This is a genomic window from Paenibacillus sp. P13VS, from assembly GCF_015143645.1.
Lineage (GTDB): Bacteria > Bacillota > Bacilli > Paenibacillales > Paenibacillaceae > Paenibacillus > Paenibacillus xylanilyticus_A.
In genome coordinates, this window is sequence record NZ_WYEV01000009.1 from 106676 (window position 1) to 124499 (window position 17824).

Here is a 17824-nt window from a genome sequence, read left to right on the forward strand (position 1 = left end):
ATTCCCTGCTTCTGTCTCAATCATGTAAAAAAGCCCTCGGTACAGGCACAGCATTACATGCCCAGCAAACCGTAAAATTCAAAGCTGGATGCTTCCGCAGCGAGAGATTCAGCTGTCTTGGCCGATATGCCCTCATGCAGCTCCGCAGAGCCAAACAGCCAGCGGGAGATCATGCCTTCGATCATGCTCACCAGTAGAGCAGCTCGTACAGGAACATCCATTGAAGGTGGCAGCATGCCAAGTTCAATGGCACGTTCCATGTTATGGCGGAACGCTGACTCCACAGCACCACGTGTCTCCTCGACCAGACGACGTACCGATTCTTCGGTCACGATACCTTTCAGCAGCAGCTCCATAAAGTAACGGTTGTCTGCGGCAAAAGAGAACAAGCGGACGAACAATCGCTCTGACGCCTTAACCATATCCTCAACTGATCCTGCATCCTTGCGATAACCCTGACCGATAGCTTCAAGCAGCTTCTCTCTGCCTGTTAACACAATCTCTTCAGCGATGGCTTCCTTACTCTTGAAATGCCAATAAAACGTCCCTTGAGCCACACCAGCTTCACGAACAATATCCGATATCTTGGTCTGGTGATACCCATGAGTCGCAAATCGCTGCATCGCAATACGTATAATCTGATCCCGGCGTTCTTCTCCGGGTTCCTTGTCATTTACTTTGGACATTTCAATACCCTCCCGATTGATCAGTCAGTCAGTTAACTATATCCTATGGGATAACTAGGTTTTTGTCAATATGGTTTTAAACAATCAATTCAATGCATAAGTTGAAGTTGGACACGTTTCTGATCATAATAGATGATAGCCTTGTTCTGCTGAACAAGCATTGTCAGTCAAGCAGAGCAGACCACCTTCTGCATCTGCATTTCAAGGAGGAAGAGCATTGGACATTTTATCATCCATTATTATGGGCATCATCGAAGGTTTGACTGAGTTTTTGCCCGTGTCCTCAACCGGACACATGATTCTGACCGCCCACTTGCTGGGATTATCGGAGGACAACGAGTCAGTCAAAACGTTTGAAGTGGTTGTTCAACTCGGTGCTGTACTTGCTGTCGTTGTGCTCTACTGGAACAAATTCATTGATATGTTCCGCTTCACCGGAGGCAAAAGGAGCTACTCCCAACGTCTGAACCTTGTACATATCTTTTTGGCGATGGTACCGGCTGTAGTCATTGGACTTGTTTTCCGCGACTGGATCAAGGCACATCTATTTGGGCCAGAGACCGTATTGTACAGTTTGGTCATTGGCGGGATCTTGATGATTGTAGCTGAGCGCTGGAGCCGCCGCAGTCACCGAATCACAACACATGATGTGGACGATATTACGTATACACAAGCATTTGTCGTGGGACTTTTTCAGATTTTGGCATTGTGGCCCGGTTTCTCACGTTCCGGTTCAACGATCTCTGGAGGATTGTTCGCAGGGGTAAGCCGCGTTGCTGCTGCTGAATTTACCTTCCTGGTATCCGTTCCTATCATGATTGGAGCCACAGGATACGACCTCTACAAAAGCATCGATCATCTGAACGGTAGCGACTTCCCTATCTTTGCGATTGGATTTATCGCTGCATTTATCGTAGCTATGCTTGCCATTAAGACATTCTTGTCCATTTTGAAAAAGCTCAGCCTGACTGTCTTTGCGATTTATCGCTTTGTGCTGGCAGCTGTATTCTTTTTCATTTTGATGATGTAGTTCAAGTAAAAAACAAATCTAAAAAGGCGACACGCGTTCCTACCGGAACCGGTGTCGCCTTCTTCATATCCTTATACTTTGGATTCCAGCGTCTCCAGGTACTCGGAGATTTGTGTAGGCGTTTTTGCCCATTTGCTATGCAGGTGGGCAATTTTCTTGCCGTTCTGGAACACGAGCAAACTTGGAATGCCGCGTACCGCATTTTCCTCAGCAAGCGGTTGGAATTCCTCCGCATCCATTGCATAGAAGGTTTTGTCCGAGTGCTGATCGATGACTGCGCCAATAAAACGGTCAAGGTTTTTGCAGTCCGGGCACCAGTTTGTATCGAATTTGATGACGGTCAGCCCGTCTGAATTAATGGTATCACGGTATTGCTGTTCACTTTGAATTCTTTCCATATGTCTTCTCTCCCTTGTACTAATCTTAATGGTTGACCTCTATTGTACCTCTAATAGTTACAATTGCAATAGGCAGACCGGATGTTTATCGGTGCTGCTTGTACTGATTGGCCGGATATTGCTCCCTTATTTCTTGAATTTCCGCAGCCGTAAGAGGTGCAGATGATGCAGCCTCAATATTATGCAGCAGCTGTGTTCGGGAGCTTGCTCCAGGAACAACGGCAGCTACAGCAGGATGGGACAAGGCGTATCGAATCGCAGTTTGCGCCATGCTTCGCTTGTCCGTAACGAGGCGGCTCAAGCCTTCACGAATGGCAAGCAGCTGATCCGGCGTATAATCCAGATAACCCTTCTCTACCTTGGAAGCACCGGAATCTGCGAGTACACCGCTGGCAACAGGTCCGCGGGCAATGACGCTAATCCCCTTTTGTTCAAGCAAAGGCAGCACTTCCTCCTCAGCCCGGCGATCCACGACGCTGTATTGATTCATAACACTGGCAATGGATGATCTTCTTACATACTCCCGAATTACATTCGGGCGAATGGACGATATGCCATAATACCGAATCAGCCCTTCCTGCTTCAGCTCCTCGAAGGCTTCAATCGTCTCTTCAATTGGATCCTCCAATGTACCGCCATGCAGCTGATACAGGTCGATATAATCCGTTTGGAGTCGTCTGAGGCTGTCATGGACAGCTTGCTTGATATACGCTTTGGACGGATCCCATGACCAGCCCTCTTTCCCTGGCAATCGGCGGTTGCCGACCTTCGTTGCCAGGATTACCTGATCACGGCGTCCCTGGATTGCTTTCCCCACAATTTCCTCATTACGTCCTGCATCATACAGGTCAGCTGTATCCAGCAGATTGACGCCGCGATCCAGTGCCTCATGAATCAAATTAATGGCGGGCTCTACTTCGGTTCCGAGCGACATACAGCCCAGTCCTATTTCTCCAACGTACAGTTCAGATGAGCCCAGACGGTTTTTCTTCATGTGTGTACATCCCCTTTCATACGTTCTGCAAGTATCCATTGTATCATTCTTCCTTGTAAAAATCGCATCCAAGGTTGCCATGGGAATAAACACAGAAAAGCCCGGAACTTAAAGGGCTCCGGGCCTCGCTAATGTATCCACAACGTGAGTCTAATTGATGTCTACTCGCTGTACTTTTTTGCTTCCATTTGAAGAATTTGAGCCTTTCATCATGCCGGAAACCGTTGAGAACAGTTTATCTCTAGCCTGCTTGTTCCTCATCAGATAAGTTACGCCTGCACCAATGGCCGTCATTATAATTCCGCTTTTTTTAGACATGTGTTTCTCCTCCTTAAGGGATTGATGTACATCGTGTCTTGCTTGAAATTTACCCTCTGTGAGGAAAACGAAACGGCTATGTCACGCTAGCCATATCTCCTGGATACGATGCAGAGAACTCTCCTGAATGCGAGCACCCTAATTGATATCATCAAAAAATGACCCCTAAAATTAGGAGTCACCTTGATTAGCTCTTTGACTTGAGATCAATCCGACGGCGGTGCAACATGGGTCATTTCTTCATGCTTGTACGTCGAACCATCCGCAGTCAGGTAGAAGTGTCCGATAGGATGCAGATTTTCATCCAGCTCGTAAACAAGCGGAATGCCTGTGGGGATGTTGAGAGCCATAACATCGGCTTCCGACATCTCATCCAAATGCATAACAAGTGAACGAAGTGTATTCCCGTGCGCAGAGATCAGTACCCTTTTCCCGGCTGACACCATGGGTTTGATCTCGCTGTTCCAGTACTCCAGCACCCGCTTGGACGTATCCATCAAGTTCTCGGTACGGGGGATGGTACAACCCAGACGCTTATACTTGTCCACATCCTGCACATAACGATCATCCGTCTCATCCAGCGGTGGCGGAGATACGCTAACTGAACGTCTCCACTCCATAACCTGGTCTTCTCCGTATTTGACGGCGGTCTGCTGCTTATTCAAACCCTGCAGAGCACCGTAATGACGTTCATTAAGCTTCCATGTCTTGGTGATCGGAATCCACAACCGGTCCATCTCATCAAGCGCAATGTCCAGCGTTCGGATGGAACGTTTAAGTACTGAAGCATAAGCATAGTCAAAATCAAAACCCTGTTCCTTTAAGATTTTGCCAGCTTTGCGGGCTTCACCATATCCGTCCTTAGTCAGGTCTACATCAGTCCAGCCTGTAAATCGGTTCTCTACATTCCACATACTCTGTCCATGACGAATTAATACCACTCTGTACATTGCCGTACCTCCTTCCTCGAAATCATTACCCGCATGTGCGGCGAGATATGCCTCAGAAAATGAACTACATTAATAGTATGGAGCCATCATCAGGTAAACGACTACCCCTGTGGAACTAACATACAGCCAGATCGGCATCGTCCAGCGAGCAATTTTGCGGTGTTTCTTCAATTGGTTTGTCCAGCCCCACACGAGAGTGAACAAAGCCAGCGGCACAATAATGGCTGCAAGAACACTGTGAGTAATCAAAATAAAGAAATAGATGGAGCGAACAATGCCCTCCCCGCCGTATTTGGACGTTTCCGGAGAGAGATAGTGGAACGACAAATACGTGACAAGAAACAGCAATGTTGTTGAGAACGCAGCAAGAATAAACCGTTTATGGAGCTTTACGTTCTTTTTGATAATAGCAATCAGCGCGGCAAGCAGGAAAATGAAAGTGAAACTGTTAAACACCGCATTGAACCGCGGCAGCACCGTGATATCAAAGGCGACATCCCCTTTGTATCCGATCGAAGGTGCGAAGAACAACAATAAAATAATGACATTGGCAAGAATAGAAATGGTAATAATGATACCTGCAAAATTTTTATTACTTGTCGGGGCGGCCGAATTGGATTGAATATTCGAATCCCCTTTGTTATGTTTGCCCAAAGCAAAATCCTCCTCATATGCTAACTTCTATGTTCTATGTCATTATATCTCGCGGCCTGCCCCCTGTTAAGTGACAACACTCTGAACAAAAAGCGTCCCCTGCCCATATAAAATGCCCTTAACAGTTTGTTTTCATCCGAATATAGGCAGTCTCTGGTTTACCCAAAACAGAGTTTATGGTATAATTAATGCAATTAATCACATACGCGTTCAAAACTGGAGGAGCCTGTCACCAAGGGCCCCTCTTTGTCTTTTTTAGGCATGCAGAGGCAGTTTCCAAGCCCTATCTGCATGCCTTTTTTGTATGCTGGACTTGGAATGAAACACCTTTGGACAGGTAACCTTATAAACGCGAACAAGAGAGGAGCACACTATGGAATTTGTTTTGGTTCTTGCCATCATTCTGATTTTCACCAAAATAGCCGGAGACCTATCCGTTAGATTAGGACAGCCTTCTGTACTGGGTAAACTGATCGTAGGCGTAATTCTTGGACCTGCGCTGTTAGGTTGGGTTCAGCCTACGGATTTCATCCATCACATGTCTGAAATTGGTGTACTGTTACTGATGTTTATTGCGGGCTTGGAAACGGATTTGGAGCAATTGAAGAAAAATTGGAAGTCGGCCTTCGCCGTAGCGGTTGGGGGCGTGATCTTGCCTTTTATCGGCGGATATGGATCGGCTATTGCCTTTGGCATGACGCAGGCACATGCGCTGTTCTTCGGACTTCTGTTCTGTGCAACATCTGTCAGTATCTCCGTACAAACATTAAAAGATATGAATCAACTCAGTTCACGTGAGGGTACGACCATCTTGGGTGCAGCCGTTGTGGACGACGTGCTGGTCGTTGTTCTGCTGGCCGTAATGATGAGCTTGCTTGGAGCTGGCGCAGGTGATGTCTCGATCGGCCTGCTTATCGGTAAGAAGGCGCTCTTCTTCGTTATCATCGCCTTTGCCGGCTGGTGGCTTGTTCCACGGATTATGAAATGGATGGCCCCTTTACGGGTAACAGAAACCGTCATTACTGCTGGACTGATCATCTGCTTTGCCTTCTCCTATTTCGCCGAATGGATGGGCGTGGCAGGAATCATCGGTGCCTTTGCCGCCGGGATTGCGATCTCTCAAACCAACTTCAAACATGAAGTCGAGACGAAACTGGAGCCCATCGCATACAGCATTTTCGTGCCTGTGTTCTTCGTAAGCATCGGACTAAATGTTACCTTTGACGGGGTTGGTTCACAGATCCTGCTCATCGTAGTCATTAGTCTGATTGCCATTATAACCAAATGGATTGGTGGGGGAGCTGGTGCACGGCTTACAGGCTTTGATCGCTCATCATCCATGGCCATCGGTGCGGGAATGATATCCAGAGGTGAGGTTGCACTAATTATTGCTTCAACCGGACTCACTTCCGGCTTGCTCGACCCCGAGTATTTTACCAGCGTGGTCATCATGGTTATCATAACTACACTTGTTACCCCGCCGCTGCTCAAAATAACCTTTGCTCGCAAAAAAGGGGAGACACGTGTTGAACAAGGGATTGAGGACGCTCATTTAAATGGATAGTCCCTTTAACGAATGCAGTATGTTCCACAGTAGAGCTTCGGAATGACTATCTTTTACAATATTGAATATTGAAATAGTCCGGCTTCTAACGTTATACTTGTCCTCAATAAAGAAAATTAGGCCGTGAAGCACACGCCGCTTTGATACATTTTCTCCTTTTGATCCAAAAAGGGGTAAATGTTCAGAGCGGCTTTTTGTATTCCTTTCAAGCTTCTAGAAAAACAAAAAAAGACCGCTCCATATACAAGAGGTCTTTATCCTCAACCCGAACAGGTTGTCCCATTTTAAGTTAACACACCAACGTAGAAACCGATCGTTATAAATACGACGCACCATATGAATGCCCCGATCCCGGAGATCACTACATATTTTCCGATGGCCATGCGGCTGATGCCGGAGAAGCAGCACATCAGATGACGAATGCCAGGAATAAAGTAGCCGAGGATAATGGACCAGTACCCATACTTCAGAAACCAGCCCTCCACCCTCCCCAGCCGTTTGGGGTTCACCCCTATCCACTTGCCATACTTTACGACGAGGGGTCTTCCCGCCTTCTTGCCAATCGCGTAGCTGAGCAGTCCGCCGGTAAATGCACCGCCAAAGCTGACAATGATCGAGACGGAATAATTAAGGACCGAGATCGAGGCGAGATAACCCACAAAGGTCATCATCACCTCATCTGGAATGGGCATACCGAAGACACCAAGAGCAAGCAATCCATAGATTGCAAAATATCCATATTGACCAATAAACTCCTTAGCAATTTCCATGACTGACTCGCTCCTTATTTCGGTTCCACGATGTCCTTCTCATGAGGCGCCAACACCTGTTTCAGAGATGGGAATCGAATTTGGCTGACCATTAGACCGGATAATACAACGATAACAAGATAGGCTACACCGTGGGTGAAATAAGGACTCCAGAGCGCGAAAAAGGACATTAGTCCGCCCGCAAACGTAATCGGCATTCCGACGAAACCTACACTTGCTGTCTTCTGACAGTTGTAACGAGCGAGACGCAAGGCGCCGCATACCGGGAACAATGCCGTTAATGCCATGCCAAGCACACTTACTTCGTTCATGGAATTCAGATACAGAATCAGCACCGGGGCTGTTCCGAAGGAAATGACATCAGCCAGGGAATCCAGCGCCTTGCCGAACTCCCCTTCACAATGCAATTTTCGTGCGGCATAGCCGTCAAACAGATCAAAGAACATGGCCACCCAAATCATTGTCACGGCCAGTGCAAACTCGCCATGAATAGCCATAATGACGGCGAGCATGCCAGAAGTTAAATTGCCCAATGTTAAAATGGACGGTAAAGATTTCATAAGACTTGACTCCCTTTCGTACTAAGCATTAGGAAAAATAATATAAAAGCGGACTCCGTCCGGCGTGTTCTCCACTCCATAACTGCATCCATGCAGATCAAGAATCTGCTTCGCGATGGCCAGGCCCAGGCCTGTTCCCCCCATTTTGCGATTCCGTGATCGTTCTACCCGATAAAATCTCTCCCAGATATACTGGCGTTCAGCTTCCGAGATCCCTTCGCCTTTATTCTCGATGGAGATTCTTACCTGCCCTTCCAGTCTGCTGATCTCTATCATTATATCGGTCTGCGGCAGCGCATGACGTATAGCATTCATCATCATGTTATAGATCACTTGCTCCAGCTTGCTTCGATCTCCTTCGACGGTCTGCTCTGTAGTGGAGACAAGCACGATTTCGAGCCCTTTTTCCTTCAGCTGTGGGCCGAGACGCCCGGCAATCTCCTCGATCATGTCTCCAAGGACAACTGCACCAATATTCAGCTTGATCGCCTGGGATTCCAACCGAACGAGATCCAGCATTTCCTCAACCATCGTTTCCATTTTGACCGCTTCATCCGCAATGATCTCAATGTAACGCTCCCGCTTGTTCTCGCTGACTCCATCCTTCAGCCCTTCGGAATATCCCTTGATGATACTGATAGGCGTTTTGAGTTCATGCGATGCATCGGCAAAAAATTCACGCTGCCGCTGTTCGATCCGCTGCTTCATCTCCATATCGGTCCGCATCTGACGATTCGCCTGTCTGAGCTCCTCCAGCGTTTGCCCCAATGTGGTGGACAGAGCGTTCAGGCTGTCGGACAAACTGCCAATTTCATCATTGCGTTTGATTGGTGATTTCACGGAGAAATCAAGCGTCGACATCTTTTTGGCCACATGGTTCAAGGCCAGTAAGGGTTTTGTGACAATTCTGGATAATAACAGAGAAAGCAACAGAATCAGCACAAAAGCACCCATACCAAAATATGCATAAAACAAACGTGTTGCTTCATTTGCCTCCCTCATCTCCTGCAGAGAAGTCAGGGAAAAAATAAGCTGCTGCTGCGGCCCGTTTTTGTGGACCGGAGCAATGGTAATCACATTCCGAACCCCACTCCAGCTATCCGTCCATTCTTCATTAAGCATCTTGCCATTCGCCAAACTGAGCTGGTCTTCCGTTGAGAGAGGGAAGCGGCTGTCCAGTGCCTGCACAAGTAATCCCTGTCTCTGACTCCATGTTCCCAGATTGGGAAGCACCACTTCGGTCAATACACCAGACCATTCCTGAACCGGCTCAGAGAGCTCCTGAAAGTCCTCCGTACCTCGCGCGGCAGAGTTGTTGTCCTGGATTTTGAGCGGATAGACCATCGGTTCGTTCAACCCGCTGGCCGGACCTGTGACGGTCAATTCCTGGCCATATTTCAGATGAGTGGCAATCCAGCCCGCGTTCTCACTATTGATGAACAAGGAGAGGGAGACCTTCACCTGACTGCCATCCTCGCGGAGCAGAGTAATGTGAAACGGATCGTTGACCAGTTTGCCCGTACTTGTCAAAATCACCAGATGCGACTGATTCTGACGCATGAACTTCCCGGTTTCCTTGGCCAGTTGTATACTATCCCAATGCCCTCTGGAATACTGCTGTTCAAATTTCGCCAGTTTTTTCTTCATGCTGCTGATCTTCTGATGCTGGTAAAAGTCCGGGAACCAGACCAACTGTGCAGTCACTGATGTTCCATATAAGAGGAGCAGAAAACCAGCCATAACCAGAAATAGCTTCATCGTTACGCCATTACGTCTCATGCCTCAGCCTCGAATCGATATCCCGTACCAATAACTGTCCGGATACACTTGGCTTCATCCCCTAGCTTGCTTCGCAGCTTCTTGATGTGCGTATCCACAACGCGGGAATCACCATCAAAGTCATATCCCCAGACCCGATTAAGGATTGCATCCCGGGATAGAACGATTCCCTGATTGCGTGCCAGGTAGAGCAGCAGCTCATACTCTTTTGGTGCAAGCTCTACCTCCATTCCATTCATCTCCAGTCGTCTTGCCCAAGGATCAAGCAATGCGTGACCAAACCGGATCACACCCTGTTCCCTGCTGATTGCACCTTCGACTCGCTTCATTAATGTCTCTGCACGCGCAACCAGCACACGAGGACTGAAGGGCTTTGTTACATAGTCATCGACTCCAAGGTTAAATCCGTGGATCTTATCATCATCTTCAGACCTTGCGGTCAGCATTATAATAGGTACGGTGGATTGAGACCGAATATGCTCACAGAGCGTCCATCCATCCATTTCAGGCATCAGCACATCGAGAATGACCAGATCCACTTCATGCAGATCCAGCAGTTGGAGTGCTTCAATTCCATGCTCCGCCTCGATTACATTCCATTGTTCTTTTATAAAATAATCGGCCACAATTTCACGAATGCGGCTTTCGTCTTCCACGAGAAGCACTGTTCTCACCATGGCCGACTCTCCTTTTATCTTTCTTCTGTTAACATACCGATTCCATGTGTCGTTCGTGTGTCCATCCATGTTCTGGAATGAACTCCATGTTATATACGATTAATACCCCATATAAGTTACCGAATTCGCAGCAATCCACACAAAAAGGCGGTTGCCAACGAGCCACCTTCGCCCATTGACAACCACCCTTCAGCTGAATCCAAGTTCTCTTTCCCGGTATCGCTTACCGCATCCGCTATTAGCGTTGCTGCTCCAAGCGGTGTGCCGCGTGCAGCGTCGGGCCAACAAAACGATTGAGCGGGAATCCGCCAGCAATCGCTTGAGTAATGAAGGCTTTGCCTTCACGTACAGCCTCTTTTACAGACAGACCGCGCGCCAAACCAGCGGTAATCGCTGCAGAGGTTGTACAACCCGCCCCATGCGTATAACCGGAACCAACAACATCGGCTTCATACCATTCGTAGTTTTTGCCATCATAGAGAAGATCCATCGCTTTACCTGGGGTAATGACGCCTCTGTCCTTGATCAGGACATGCTTCGCCCCATGGTTGTGAATTACAGCAGCTGCGGCTTCCATCTGTTCCTTGGAACGGATCGGTCCGCTCTTGGCCAGTTGGGAAGCTTCAAACAGGTTTGGAGTAACCAGGTCAGCACCCGGCAGCAAAAATTCAATCATCGCTTCCGTATTTTCAGGCTGCAGCACCTCATCTGTACCTTTGCAAACCATTACCGGATCGATGACGATCTGTGGCAGACCACTGCGGCGAACATGCTTCGCGACCAGTTCAATAATATCTACGGAACCCAGCATTCCCGTCTTCATCGCATCAAAACCAATTCCGTCCAGAACGGTACGGAGCTGTGCTTCCACTACATCCAGAGCCACAGGGAAAACCTGGTGGTCCCATGTTTCAGGCTCCATCGCCACAACCGTCGTCAGAACGGTCATACCGTACACACCAAGCTCCTGGAATGTTTTCAAATCAGCTTGAATTCCTGCGCCGCCGCTTGTATCTGAGCCGGCTATTGTCAATGTTTTTGGAATCGTCATGGTAGTCGCATTCTCCTTCATGTTTCAGTTGACATTATCCTATCCCTTGTACGAGCGGATGTCAATGGCATCTGAAGCCATAGGAAGCATGGTTTTTCGCGCATTTCAGTTCACGTCTTTTGTCTCAAGCCGAACCATGGATAGTGAAGCAATCCAAAGTCCGATGGCGCCAAGGGTTAATGGAATCACAATAATGGAATTGATGGAAACGCTCGGTCCATTCACGCCGGAACACACGACGAGAACCAGTAAAATGGATGCCACCATGGTTGCCGTAACCGAGTGCTTTCGCATGCCGAACAAAAGTGGTATTAATGCCATCGCAGCAGCAGACAGTGAACTAATTGTATATTTGATTAGCAATTGAAGTGCTTGATTACCTGCCAGCTCATCCGTGATAAAGGGATAAAAGTGATCTGTTGTCAGCAGGATTGCTCCCATTAGCAAGTTGGTAAACATAATCATGAAAAAGGTAAAGGCAAATACGATAATCAGCTTGGCAGCAATAATTTTGTGACGTTTAATTGGATAGGTGAACATCACATTCATCGTTTTGTTGCTATATTCACTAATAATCAGCTTCGAGATCAATGCCCCTCCAAAAATAATAAAGGTTGCCCGGGCAAATGTATCAATTAGCATAAAGGAGAGAGGATATGTGATAAAGGCATAATCTTCTGCTCCCCAGTCCACCACACCAATCATGATCAGAAACAACAGAATCCCCACATTGGCGATCGCTGCGTATCCGAAATTACGGGCAAACCGGTGTTTTCGCATTTCTAGAAAAATAAGTTTAAGCAACGTCTCCATCCCCCTTCACCAGGTTAAGAAAGTGTTCCTCCAGCGAATGGGACCGCTTGATAATCGACTCAATCTCAACACCATGCTGAACCAGACTGCCTGTTAATTGGGAAGGAGATACACCAGGGTCATAGATGCGAACTGTACGATCATCAACCAACTTATAATTTTTCAACTCAAGCTGATGCTCAATAACATAAGTCGCCTTGCGTCCATCCATCACCTGCAGCTCGATATACTCGCTCTGAGTCCCTCGAATACTCTCCATGGACACTTCCTCGACCAGACGACCGCCACGAATCACCCCTACCGTATCGGCAATTTGCTCAATCTCGCCCAGGATATGACTGGAGATCAAGAGAGTAATTCTGTATTCCGTACTGAGGCGTTTGAACAGATCACGCATTTCTTTAATGCCAACCGGATCGAGCCCGTTGATGGGTTCATCCAGAATGAGGAGCTCCGGTGTTGTAATCAGTGCACGCGCAATACCCAGCCGTTGCTTCATCCCCAGAGAGAAGTCCCGCACCGGTTTCTTGCCGGTATCCTTCAGACCTACACTTTCCATCATATCGCCGATAACCTTCTTGTTATGAAACCCCATATATTCGCAGTGAAGCTCCAAGTTATCCCTGGCGGACAGTTTATCGTAGAAAAAAGGATATTCAATGATGCTGCCTATGCGCTTAAGCACTTCATAAGAGTCAGGAGTAAGTTTCTCCCCAAACATCTCAATCTCCCCTACGGTAGGCTTAACTAGATTGGTCAACATTTTCATTATTGTCGTTTTCCCTGCGCCGTTCGGCCCTAAAAATCCGTATATTTCACCGTACTTGATATTCATATTGACGTTGGATACGACCTCCGTGCCTGCATAGGTTTTGGTCACCCCGATGGTGCGTGCAATATATGTCATCTCTTCTGTTCTCCTTTACGATCCCTGACGGGTTCTTATATCTGTATTGTAAAGAGAAAAGTCTGCTTTTTTATTAATCAAATCTTACAAAAAACTTAAGTTCCTCTATCCACACAAAAAGGCAGGCTAACGAGATGTAAGAGAGATTTTAAATGAAGTCCGCTCATAGGGTACACTACGCAGCTCAATGCGTCCCCCCATGCGTTCAACAAGTCGTTTCGTGATGGTGAGGCCAAGCCCGCTTCCATGATAGAGACGGTTGCGGGAATCCTCCAGCGTATACATACGTTCAAAAACACGGTCCTGTTCTTTTTCCGGAATGCCTTTACCCTTGTCCCAAATCTGCAGCATGACCTCTCCATGATTCGTTGGTTCAAGCAGCAGGCCCAATACCTTACCGTCCGCCCCATATCGCATTGCATTCGTGATCAGATTATCCAGCACCCGGTCGAGTGCATCCTCATTGCCGGTTACGAAGAGATCACTCTCAGGAATGGACAGCTCCACCTGCAGACCCTGATTCGTTAACATTTCATAAAAGGAGAGCATCTTCACCCGGCATAATTCACTAAGATTTATTCGAGTCAATGCAAGCTCGGTATCCCCTGACTCCAATTTCGCCAGATCAAAGAAGGAATGGATCAGACGCAGCACCTCCTGCGCTTTATCCTGAATCTTGCTGATCATACTTTCCCGTTCCTGATCGGTTAATGAAGAGTTATGGAGCAGCGTTTCACTATAACCCATCACGACCGTGAGAGGGGTTTTCAAGTCGTGGGAGATGTTGGAGAGCATATTGCGGATCTCCTTCTCCTGATTGGCATAACGGGCACCGGTTCGGTGTGCGTAGTCCAGCAATTCGTTGATATCCCCCAGCAGGAGGCGAATCTGTGCATCGCTGCTAAAGACCAGCAAACGCTCATATGTCCCCTCTTCCAGAATGCCTCCGAGCTTCTGATGAATATATGCCAATTGCCGGCTGCGCTTATTCAGCCTCACAGCGAGTAAAATGACAACTATGAGGAGGGCAACGGTTAAGATGGCCAATAGGATGATCACTTGGACTCCACCTCCAGCTTGTAACCGATCCCCCACAACGTTTTGATATACTGCGGATTCGATGGATCGGTCTCGATCTTTTCGCGCAGCCTCCGCATGTGTACGTTAATAATATTTTCGTCCCCATAATACGGATCATTCCAGACAGATGCGTAAATCTGTGCCTTCGTAAACACTCTGCCAGGATGCGTAACAAACAACTTAAGAATGCCAAATTCCTTGGATGTCAGTCTTACAGGGATGCCTTCCCGCTCCACTTCATAGGTTTCCATATCCACGACCAGCCCGCCAATTTCAATCCGTTGATCCTTAGCTGGTGTCGAGGTAACCGGGGGTACCGTATAGTTGGCGCGGCGAATGGCCGCCTTAATTCGCGCGGTCAATTCGATGAGGGAGAACGGCTTGCTCAAATAGTCGTCTGCACCAAAACCAAGCCCCAGTGCCTTGTCCACTTCCCCATCCTTCGCAGATAATATTAAGACGGGGACAAGACTGGCAGCTCTGATGGTCTGCAGTACGTCCATGCCGCTTCGCTCCGGCAGCATGAGGTCCAGAATGACCAGATCAAACGCAGGCTCCGCTTCTCGAAACTTATGCTCTGCCTCTAACCCGTCATATGCGTACACAACGCTGTAGCCCTCTTTCTCCAGATATGGTCCAACCATCTCGCTAATTGAACGATCGTCTTCCACAAGCAGCAAACGGTGACTCGACACGTGATTTCCCCCAACTTCTTTGTTTTCTTTTATTACCTCACAGTTCACCCGAATTGGCAATGCGTGGAATAACACTCTTTCTAATCTCATCTCAAAAAAAAAACAAAAAAGGCAGGGGAGCCACCTGTATTCAAGGTGGCTCCCCTGCCATGTCAATCACTAATCCATCTATGTCGTCTCACTTCGTATCCAGCACAGACCAATCGTACCTGCACCTGCGTGAATACCCACCACAGGGATAAAAGGCATGATTTCCGTCTTCAATCGGGGCAGCAGATCGGCGATTTGCTGCTTGATCGTGTTGGCTTCTTCCTGGTTATCAGCATGCATGATACACACATGTTTTACTTTCTCCATGTCTACCTTCAGCACCTCTAACATGCGCTGTTTGGCTCGCTTGAAGGTACGAATCTTCTCGTTCACAACGACCTTCCCCTCTTCAAATCGCAAGAGCAAATGAATCTTCAACAATTGGCTGAGTACAAGCTGTGTGCCTGAAACCCGCCCACTACGGTGAAGATGCTGCAGACAGGCCGGAATGAGGTAAAAGGACATGTTGTCCATCATCTGTTCGATGTGAAGCTTGATTTCAGATACGGAACATCCCTGTTTCTGCATTTCCACGCCCTGCAAAATCATCTCCCGCAGCGGGTAGGCTCCCGCTCTGGAATCAATTGCCGTTATCGATACTCCAGCAATCTCTGCCGCCTGCATTGAAGTATGCAGCGTTCCGCTAAGTGCAGTTGAGCAGTGAATGGTAATAATCTCATCATACTGACCTTTTAGCGATTCATATAGTTCGATAAACTCACCTATAGGGGGCTGAGAGCTGCTTGCCCTTGCAGCCTCTGCAAGCTTCTCATAGAACTGTTCGGATGAGATGTCCTCGGTCTCTCGATAGCATTCCTCTCCAAATACAACGCGCAGCGGTACAATGTATACGTGATTTTGCTCTGCAAACAGCGGATCGAGTGTGCTGGTACTGTCGGTAACCCATGCAATTTTTTTCATTCCAACCTTCTCTCTTGCCGGATTGTTGAAGCTGTATCCTCCATCGTCAGGCACATGCCCGGCGGATTATTTTAAATTTGAATAACACCAATTGTAAACGTTTACGTCATTACTCCTTCATTATAAAGGACCTGGCGAACCGATGTCTTGTGGCGCATTATTGAACAGCCCCGTTTCTTCCGGGATATCCCAAAAAAATGTCTTGCCTGTGAAGGAATATATTGGTATGCTGTTGTCCTTCTCTCTTTTTCGCCTTGACTGAAGTGAACGGGACCGCCGTTCAATCCACTTATCGGAGGTGTCATATGCTTTATCTCACTCTGGCTTCCAAAGCCTACGCCCGGAATCTGCAATACCGCGGAGCACACATGGTACATAACCTGGCAAGCGCGATGTTCGGTTACATGTATGCCTGCCTCTGGATCGGCATCGGGGCCGATCACTCTCTCGGGGAATACGGGACACAGGGGATGGTCAGTTACATTGCGTTTACGCAATCCTCTCTCTGGATCTCGGGTTTTCTCACCAATGGACTCGGAATTCCGCTTACGGTCAGGACAGGGCAGATCGCGCTGGATCTGATGAGGCCGGTGCATCTGTTTACTCACCTTATGGCACGCGAATGGGGACAGATTGCCTACCAGTTCGTGTACAAGAGCATTCCAATCTACCTGCTATTCTCTATCGTTTTTTCCCTGCAATGGCCTACGGAGGTCTCAACCCTGTTATTTGCAGCGCTTGGTCTTGCCGGCGCATCCTACTTATCCATCTGCATGAATTACATCATTGGGGTTACTGCCATCTGGACAACCGAATCATCCTGGCTACACTGGGGCAATCATGCCATGATGAATCTGCTGGCTGGTTTCTTCATTCCGCTCGAATGGCTGCCTGACTGGCTCGAACGTCTGGCCTGGTTATCACCCTATCCCTTTCTGCTCTATGTTCCTACCCGAACCTATCTCGGTTTTGAAGATGGCTCCTTGCTCTGGGGAACCTTGCTTTGGTGTGTGCTCATGACTCTGATCTGTCTGGTCATCACCCGTGTGATGCGCCGCAAAGTGGAGGTGCAGGGCGGATGAAGCGAACTTCCTGGTACCATCTGTATAAAATACTGATTCGAACGAGCATCCGCAGCCGGATGCAGTACAAGTTCAATTTTATATTGGCGTCCGTTCTGGCCGCACTGATTCAGATCTCCGAATTTCTCATGGTTGCGTTGGTGCTGCATCAGTTTGGTGCGATTAAGGGCTGGTCTCTGCATGAGATCGGTTATCTGTTCGCCATCATGACGTTATCCAAAACACTTTACCGTACCTTCGGCAATGAGGTTCATCATCTGGAGAAATATCTAGTCGGCGGCGAACTGGATCAACTGTTAACGAGGCCCATGCCCGTATTACTTGCCCTGCTGCCGCAAAATTTCCGCATCATGGTGGGCGAAGTGCTTCAGGGAGGATTCATTCTCTGCTGGTCTCTGGCAGGTATGATGCACAGCGGGCAGATCGGCTGGACAGTCATTCCCCTCTCTCTGCTGATTATACTTACCGGAGCCATCATCCTCTTCTCCATTGGACTCGCTACAGCGACGCTGGGATTCTGGACCACACGCATTGAGGAACTGCAGACAATCACCGAAGATGCAGCCCGTACGGCTGCCCAATATCCGCTAACGTTATATCCCAAATGGATGTCCGGCATTCTGCTGACGGTCATTCCGGTTGGATTCGTCAACTACATCCCCTCCCTGTATCTACTGCGGGGTCAAGGCGGAGCTTGGGTGCTTGCAGTGATTGCGGCTGTAGCTGCTTTGTGTCTGGCTGCCAGTCTGCGCTTCTGGAAATACGGTATCACCAAATATCAAAGCACGGGAAGCTAAGGAGGGAT

The 17824-nt window shown here is 48.1% G+C and carries 20 protein-coding genes; 4 read left to right on the plus strand and 16 right to left on the minus strand.

Annotation, left to right across the window (positions count from 1 at the left end):
* Nucleotides 1-53: 53 nt before the first annotated feature.
* Nucleotides 54-686, minus strand: coding sequence for a TetR/AcrR family transcriptional regulator (locus tag GUA98_RS21930; RefSeq protein ID WP_193724374.1), 633 nt, complete (start codon nt 684-686; stop codon nt 54-56).
* A gap of 241 nt (nt 687-927) precedes the next feature.
* Between GUA98_RS21930 and GUA98_RS21935 the strand changes: the two genes are divergently transcribed.
* Nucleotides 928-1716 (plus strand): undecaprenyl-diphosphate phosphatase, encoded by a 789-nt coding sequence (locus tag GUA98_RS21935; RefSeq protein ID WP_236146845.1) that lies wholly within the window; start codon nt 928-930, stop codon nt 1714-1716.
* Between the two features lie 71 nt (nt 1717-1787).
* Here GUA98_RS21935 and GUA98_RS21940 read toward each other — a convergent pair whose 3' ends face one another.
* From GUA98_RS21940 to GUA98_RS21960, 5 genes are all read right to left on the minus strand, one after another.
* Nucleotides 1788-2114, minus strand: a complete 327-nt coding sequence (locus GUA98_RS21940) for a thioredoxin family protein (RefSeq protein ID WP_095292336.1) — start codon at nt 2112-2114, stop codon at nt 1788-1790.
* Nucleotides 2115-2199: 85 nt separating this feature from the next.
* Entirely contained in the window at nt 2200-3108 is a 909-nt protein-coding gene (locus tag GUA98_RS21945) for an aldo/keto reductase (protein ID WP_193724375.1), read from the minus strand.
* A gap of 150 nt (nt 3109-3258) precedes the next feature.
* The gene (locus tag GUA98_RS21950; RefSeq protein ID WP_153980001.1) at nt 3259-3426 is read right to left on the minus strand and encodes a hypothetical protein; all 168 of its coding nucleotides are present in this window, start codon (nt 3424-3426) and stop codon (nt 3259-3261) included.
* Nucleotides 3427-3632: 206 nt separating this feature from the next.
* Entirely contained in the window at nt 3633-4376 is a 744-nt protein-coding gene (gene gpmA, locus GUA98_RS21955) for a 2,3-diphosphoglycerate-dependent phosphoglycerate mutase (RefSeq protein ID WP_153980002.1), read from the minus strand.
* Nucleotides 4377-4445: 69 nt separating this feature from the next.
* Nucleotides 4446-5030 (minus strand): DUF420 domain-containing protein, encoded by a 585-nt coding sequence (locus tag GUA98_RS21960; protein WP_176476205.1) that lies wholly within the window; start codon nt 5028-5030, stop codon nt 4446-4448.
* Between the two features lie 373 nt (nt 5031-5403).
* Here GUA98_RS21960 and GUA98_RS21965 point away from each other — a divergent pair, with 373 nt between their 5' ends.
* Nucleotides 5404-6594, plus strand: a complete 1191-nt coding sequence (locus GUA98_RS21965) for a cation:proton antiporter (RefSeq protein ID WP_153980003.1) — start codon at nt 5404-5406, stop codon at nt 6592-6594.
* Nucleotides 6595-6878: 284 nt separating this feature from the next.
* Here the strand turns inward: GUA98_RS21965 and GUA98_RS21970 are convergent, their stop codons facing one another.
* The 10 genes from GUA98_RS21970 to GUA98_RS22015 form a co-directional block, all read right to left on the minus strand.
* A complete protein-coding gene (locus GUA98_RS21970) occupies nt 6879-7364 on the minus strand; it encodes a DedA family protein (RefSeq protein WP_153980004.1) in 486 nt (161 codons plus the stop codon).
* 14 nt (nt 7365-7378) lie between these two features.
* Complete coding sequence (gene pssA / locus GUA98_RS21975; protein WP_153980005.1) at nt 7379-7924, minus strand: CDP-diacylglycerol--serine O-phosphatidyltransferase; 546 nt, start codon at nt 7922-7924, stop codon at nt 7379-7381.
* A gap of 21 nt (nt 7925-7945) precedes the next feature.
* On the minus strand, nt 7946-9703 hold the full coding sequence (locus GUA98_RS21980; protein ID WP_153980006.1) for a sensor histidine kinase: 1758 nt from the start codon (nt 9701-9703) through the stop codon (nt 7946-7948).
* The gene (locus tag GUA98_RS21985) at nt 9700-10380 is read right to left on the minus strand and encodes a response regulator transcription factor (protein WP_095292323.1); all 681 of its coding nucleotides are present in this window, start codon (nt 10378-10380) and stop codon (nt 9700-9702) included. The genes GUA98_RS21980 and GUA98_RS21985 overlap by 4 nt, the downstream gene beginning before the upstream one ends.
* Before the next feature lie 238 nt (nt 10381-10618).
* Complete coding sequence (thiD, locus tag GUA98_RS21990) at nt 10619-11431, minus strand: bifunctional hydroxymethylpyrimidine kinase/phosphomethylpyrimidine kinase (protein ID WP_095292321.1); 813 nt, start codon at nt 11429-11431, stop codon at nt 10619-10621.
* A 105-nt stretch (nt 11432-11536) separates the two neighbouring features.
* A complete protein-coding gene (locus tag GUA98_RS21995; protein WP_193724376.1) occupies nt 11537-12235 on the minus strand; it encodes an ABC transporter permease in 699 nt (232 codons plus the stop codon).
* A complete protein-coding gene (locus GUA98_RS22000; RefSeq protein ID WP_193724377.1) occupies nt 12228-13151 on the minus strand; it encodes an ABC transporter ATP-binding protein in 924 nt (307 codons plus the stop codon). The genes GUA98_RS21995 and GUA98_RS22000 overlap by 8 nt, the downstream gene beginning before the upstream one ends.
* A 126-nt stretch (nt 13152-13277) precedes the next feature.
* Nucleotides 13278-14207: a sensor histidine kinase gene (locus tag GUA98_RS22005; RefSeq protein ID WP_415753049.1), complete on the minus strand. Its 930-nt coding sequence runs from the start codon at nt 14205-14207 to the stop codon at nt 13278-13280.
* Nucleotides 14207-14875: a response regulator transcription factor gene (locus GUA98_RS22010; protein ID WP_415753051.1), complete on the minus strand. Its 669-nt coding sequence runs from the start codon at nt 14873-14875 to the stop codon at nt 14207-14209. The genes GUA98_RS22005 and GUA98_RS22010 overlap by 1 nt, the downstream gene beginning before the upstream one ends.
* A gap of 219 nt (nt 14876-15094) precedes the next feature.
* A complete protein-coding gene (locus tag GUA98_RS22015; RefSeq protein ID WP_193724379.1) occupies nt 15095-15937 on the minus strand; it encodes a DegV family protein in 843 nt (280 codons plus the stop codon).
* A gap of 305 nt (nt 15938-16242) precedes the next feature.
* Between GUA98_RS22015 and GUA98_RS22020 the strand changes: the two genes are divergently transcribed.
* Both GUA98_RS22020 and GUA98_RS22025 read left to right on the plus strand, forming a co-directional pair.
* Nucleotides 16243-17019: an ABC transporter permease gene (locus GUA98_RS22020; RefSeq protein ID WP_193724380.1), complete on the plus strand. Its 777-nt coding sequence runs from the start codon at nt 16243-16245 to the stop codon at nt 17017-17019.
* Nucleotides 17016-17816 carry an ABC transporter permease gene (locus GUA98_RS22025; protein ID WP_193724381.1) on the plus strand — a complete coding sequence of 267 codons (801 nt, stop codon included), beginning with the start codon at nt 17016-17018 and terminating at the stop codon, nt 17814-17816. Before GUA98_RS22020 ends, GUA98_RS22025 begins: the two co-directional genes overlap by 4 nt.
* The last annotated feature ends 8 nt before the right edge of the window (nt 17817-17824 follow it).

What these genes read in the sequence shown, in the direction of transcription:
- GUA98_RS22015 (WP_193724379.1), bottom strand. Translation starts at nt 15,937, where the DNA reads ATGAAAAAAATTGCATGGGTTACCGACAGTACCAGCACACTCGATCCG.
- GUA98_RS21980 (WP_153980006.1), bottom strand. Translation starts at nt 9,703, where the DNA reads ATGAGACGTAATGGCGTAACGATGAAGCTATTTCTGGTTATGGCTGGT.
- gpmA (WP_153980002.1), bottom strand. Translation starts at nt 4,376, where the DNA reads ATGTACAGAGTGGTATTAATTCGTCATGGACAGAGTATGTGGAATGTA.
- GUA98_RS22020 (WP_193724380.1), top strand. Translation starts at nt 16,243, where the DNA reads ATGCTTTATCTCACTCTGGCTTCCAAAGCCTACGCCCGGAATCTGCAA.
- thiD (WP_095292321.1), bottom strand. Translation starts at nt 11,431, where the DNA reads ATGACGATTCCAAAAACATTGACAATAGCCGGCTCAGATACAAGCGGC.
- GUA98_RS22025 (WP_193724381.1), top strand. Translation starts at nt 17,016, where the DNA reads ATGAAGCGAACTTCCTGGTACCATCTGTATAAAATACTGATTCGAACG.
- GUA98_RS21985 (WP_095292323.1), bottom strand. Translation starts at nt 10,380, where the DNA reads ATGGTGAGAACAGTGCTTCTCGTGGAAGACGAAAGCCGCATTCGTGAA.
- GUA98_RS21935 (WP_236146845.1), top strand. Translation starts at nt 928, where the DNA reads ATGGGCATCATCGAAGGTTTGACTGAGTTTTTGCCCGTGTCCTCAACC.
- GUA98_RS21950 (WP_153980001.1), bottom strand. Translation starts at nt 3,426, where the DNA reads ATGTCTAAAAAAAGCGGAATTATAATGACGGCCATTGGTGCAGGCGTA.
- GUA98_RS21945 (WP_193724375.1), bottom strand. Translation starts at nt 3,108, where the DNA reads ATGAAGAAAAACCGTCTGGGCTCATCTGAACTGTACGTTGGAGAAATA.
- GUA98_RS21930 (WP_193724374.1), bottom strand. Translation starts at nt 686, where the DNA reads ATGTCCAAAGTAAATGACAAGGAACCCGGAGAAGAACGCCGGGATCAG.
- GUA98_RS22000 (WP_193724377.1), bottom strand. Translation starts at nt 13,151, where the DNA reads ATGACATATATTGCACGCACCATCGGGGTGACCAAAACCTATGCAGGC.
- pssA (WP_153980005.1), bottom strand. Translation starts at nt 7,924, where the DNA reads ATGAAATCTTTACCGTCCATTTTAACATTGGGCAATTTAACTTCTGGC.
- GUA98_RS21965 (WP_153980003.1), top strand. Translation starts at nt 5,404, where the DNA reads ATGGAATTTGTTTTGGTTCTTGCCATCATTCTGATTTTCACCAAAATA.
- GUA98_RS21940 (WP_095292336.1), bottom strand. Translation starts at nt 2,114, where the DNA reads ATGGAAAGAATTCAAAGTGAACAGCAATACCGTGATACCATTAATTCA.
- GUA98_RS22010 (WP_415753051.1), bottom strand. Translation starts at nt 14,875, where the DNA reads ATGGTTGGACCATATCTGGAGAAAGAGGGCTACAGCGTTGTGTACGCA.
- GUA98_RS21970 (WP_153980004.1), bottom strand. Translation starts at nt 7,364, where the DNA reads ATGGAAATTGCTAAGGAGTTTATTGGTCAATATGGATATTTTGCAATC.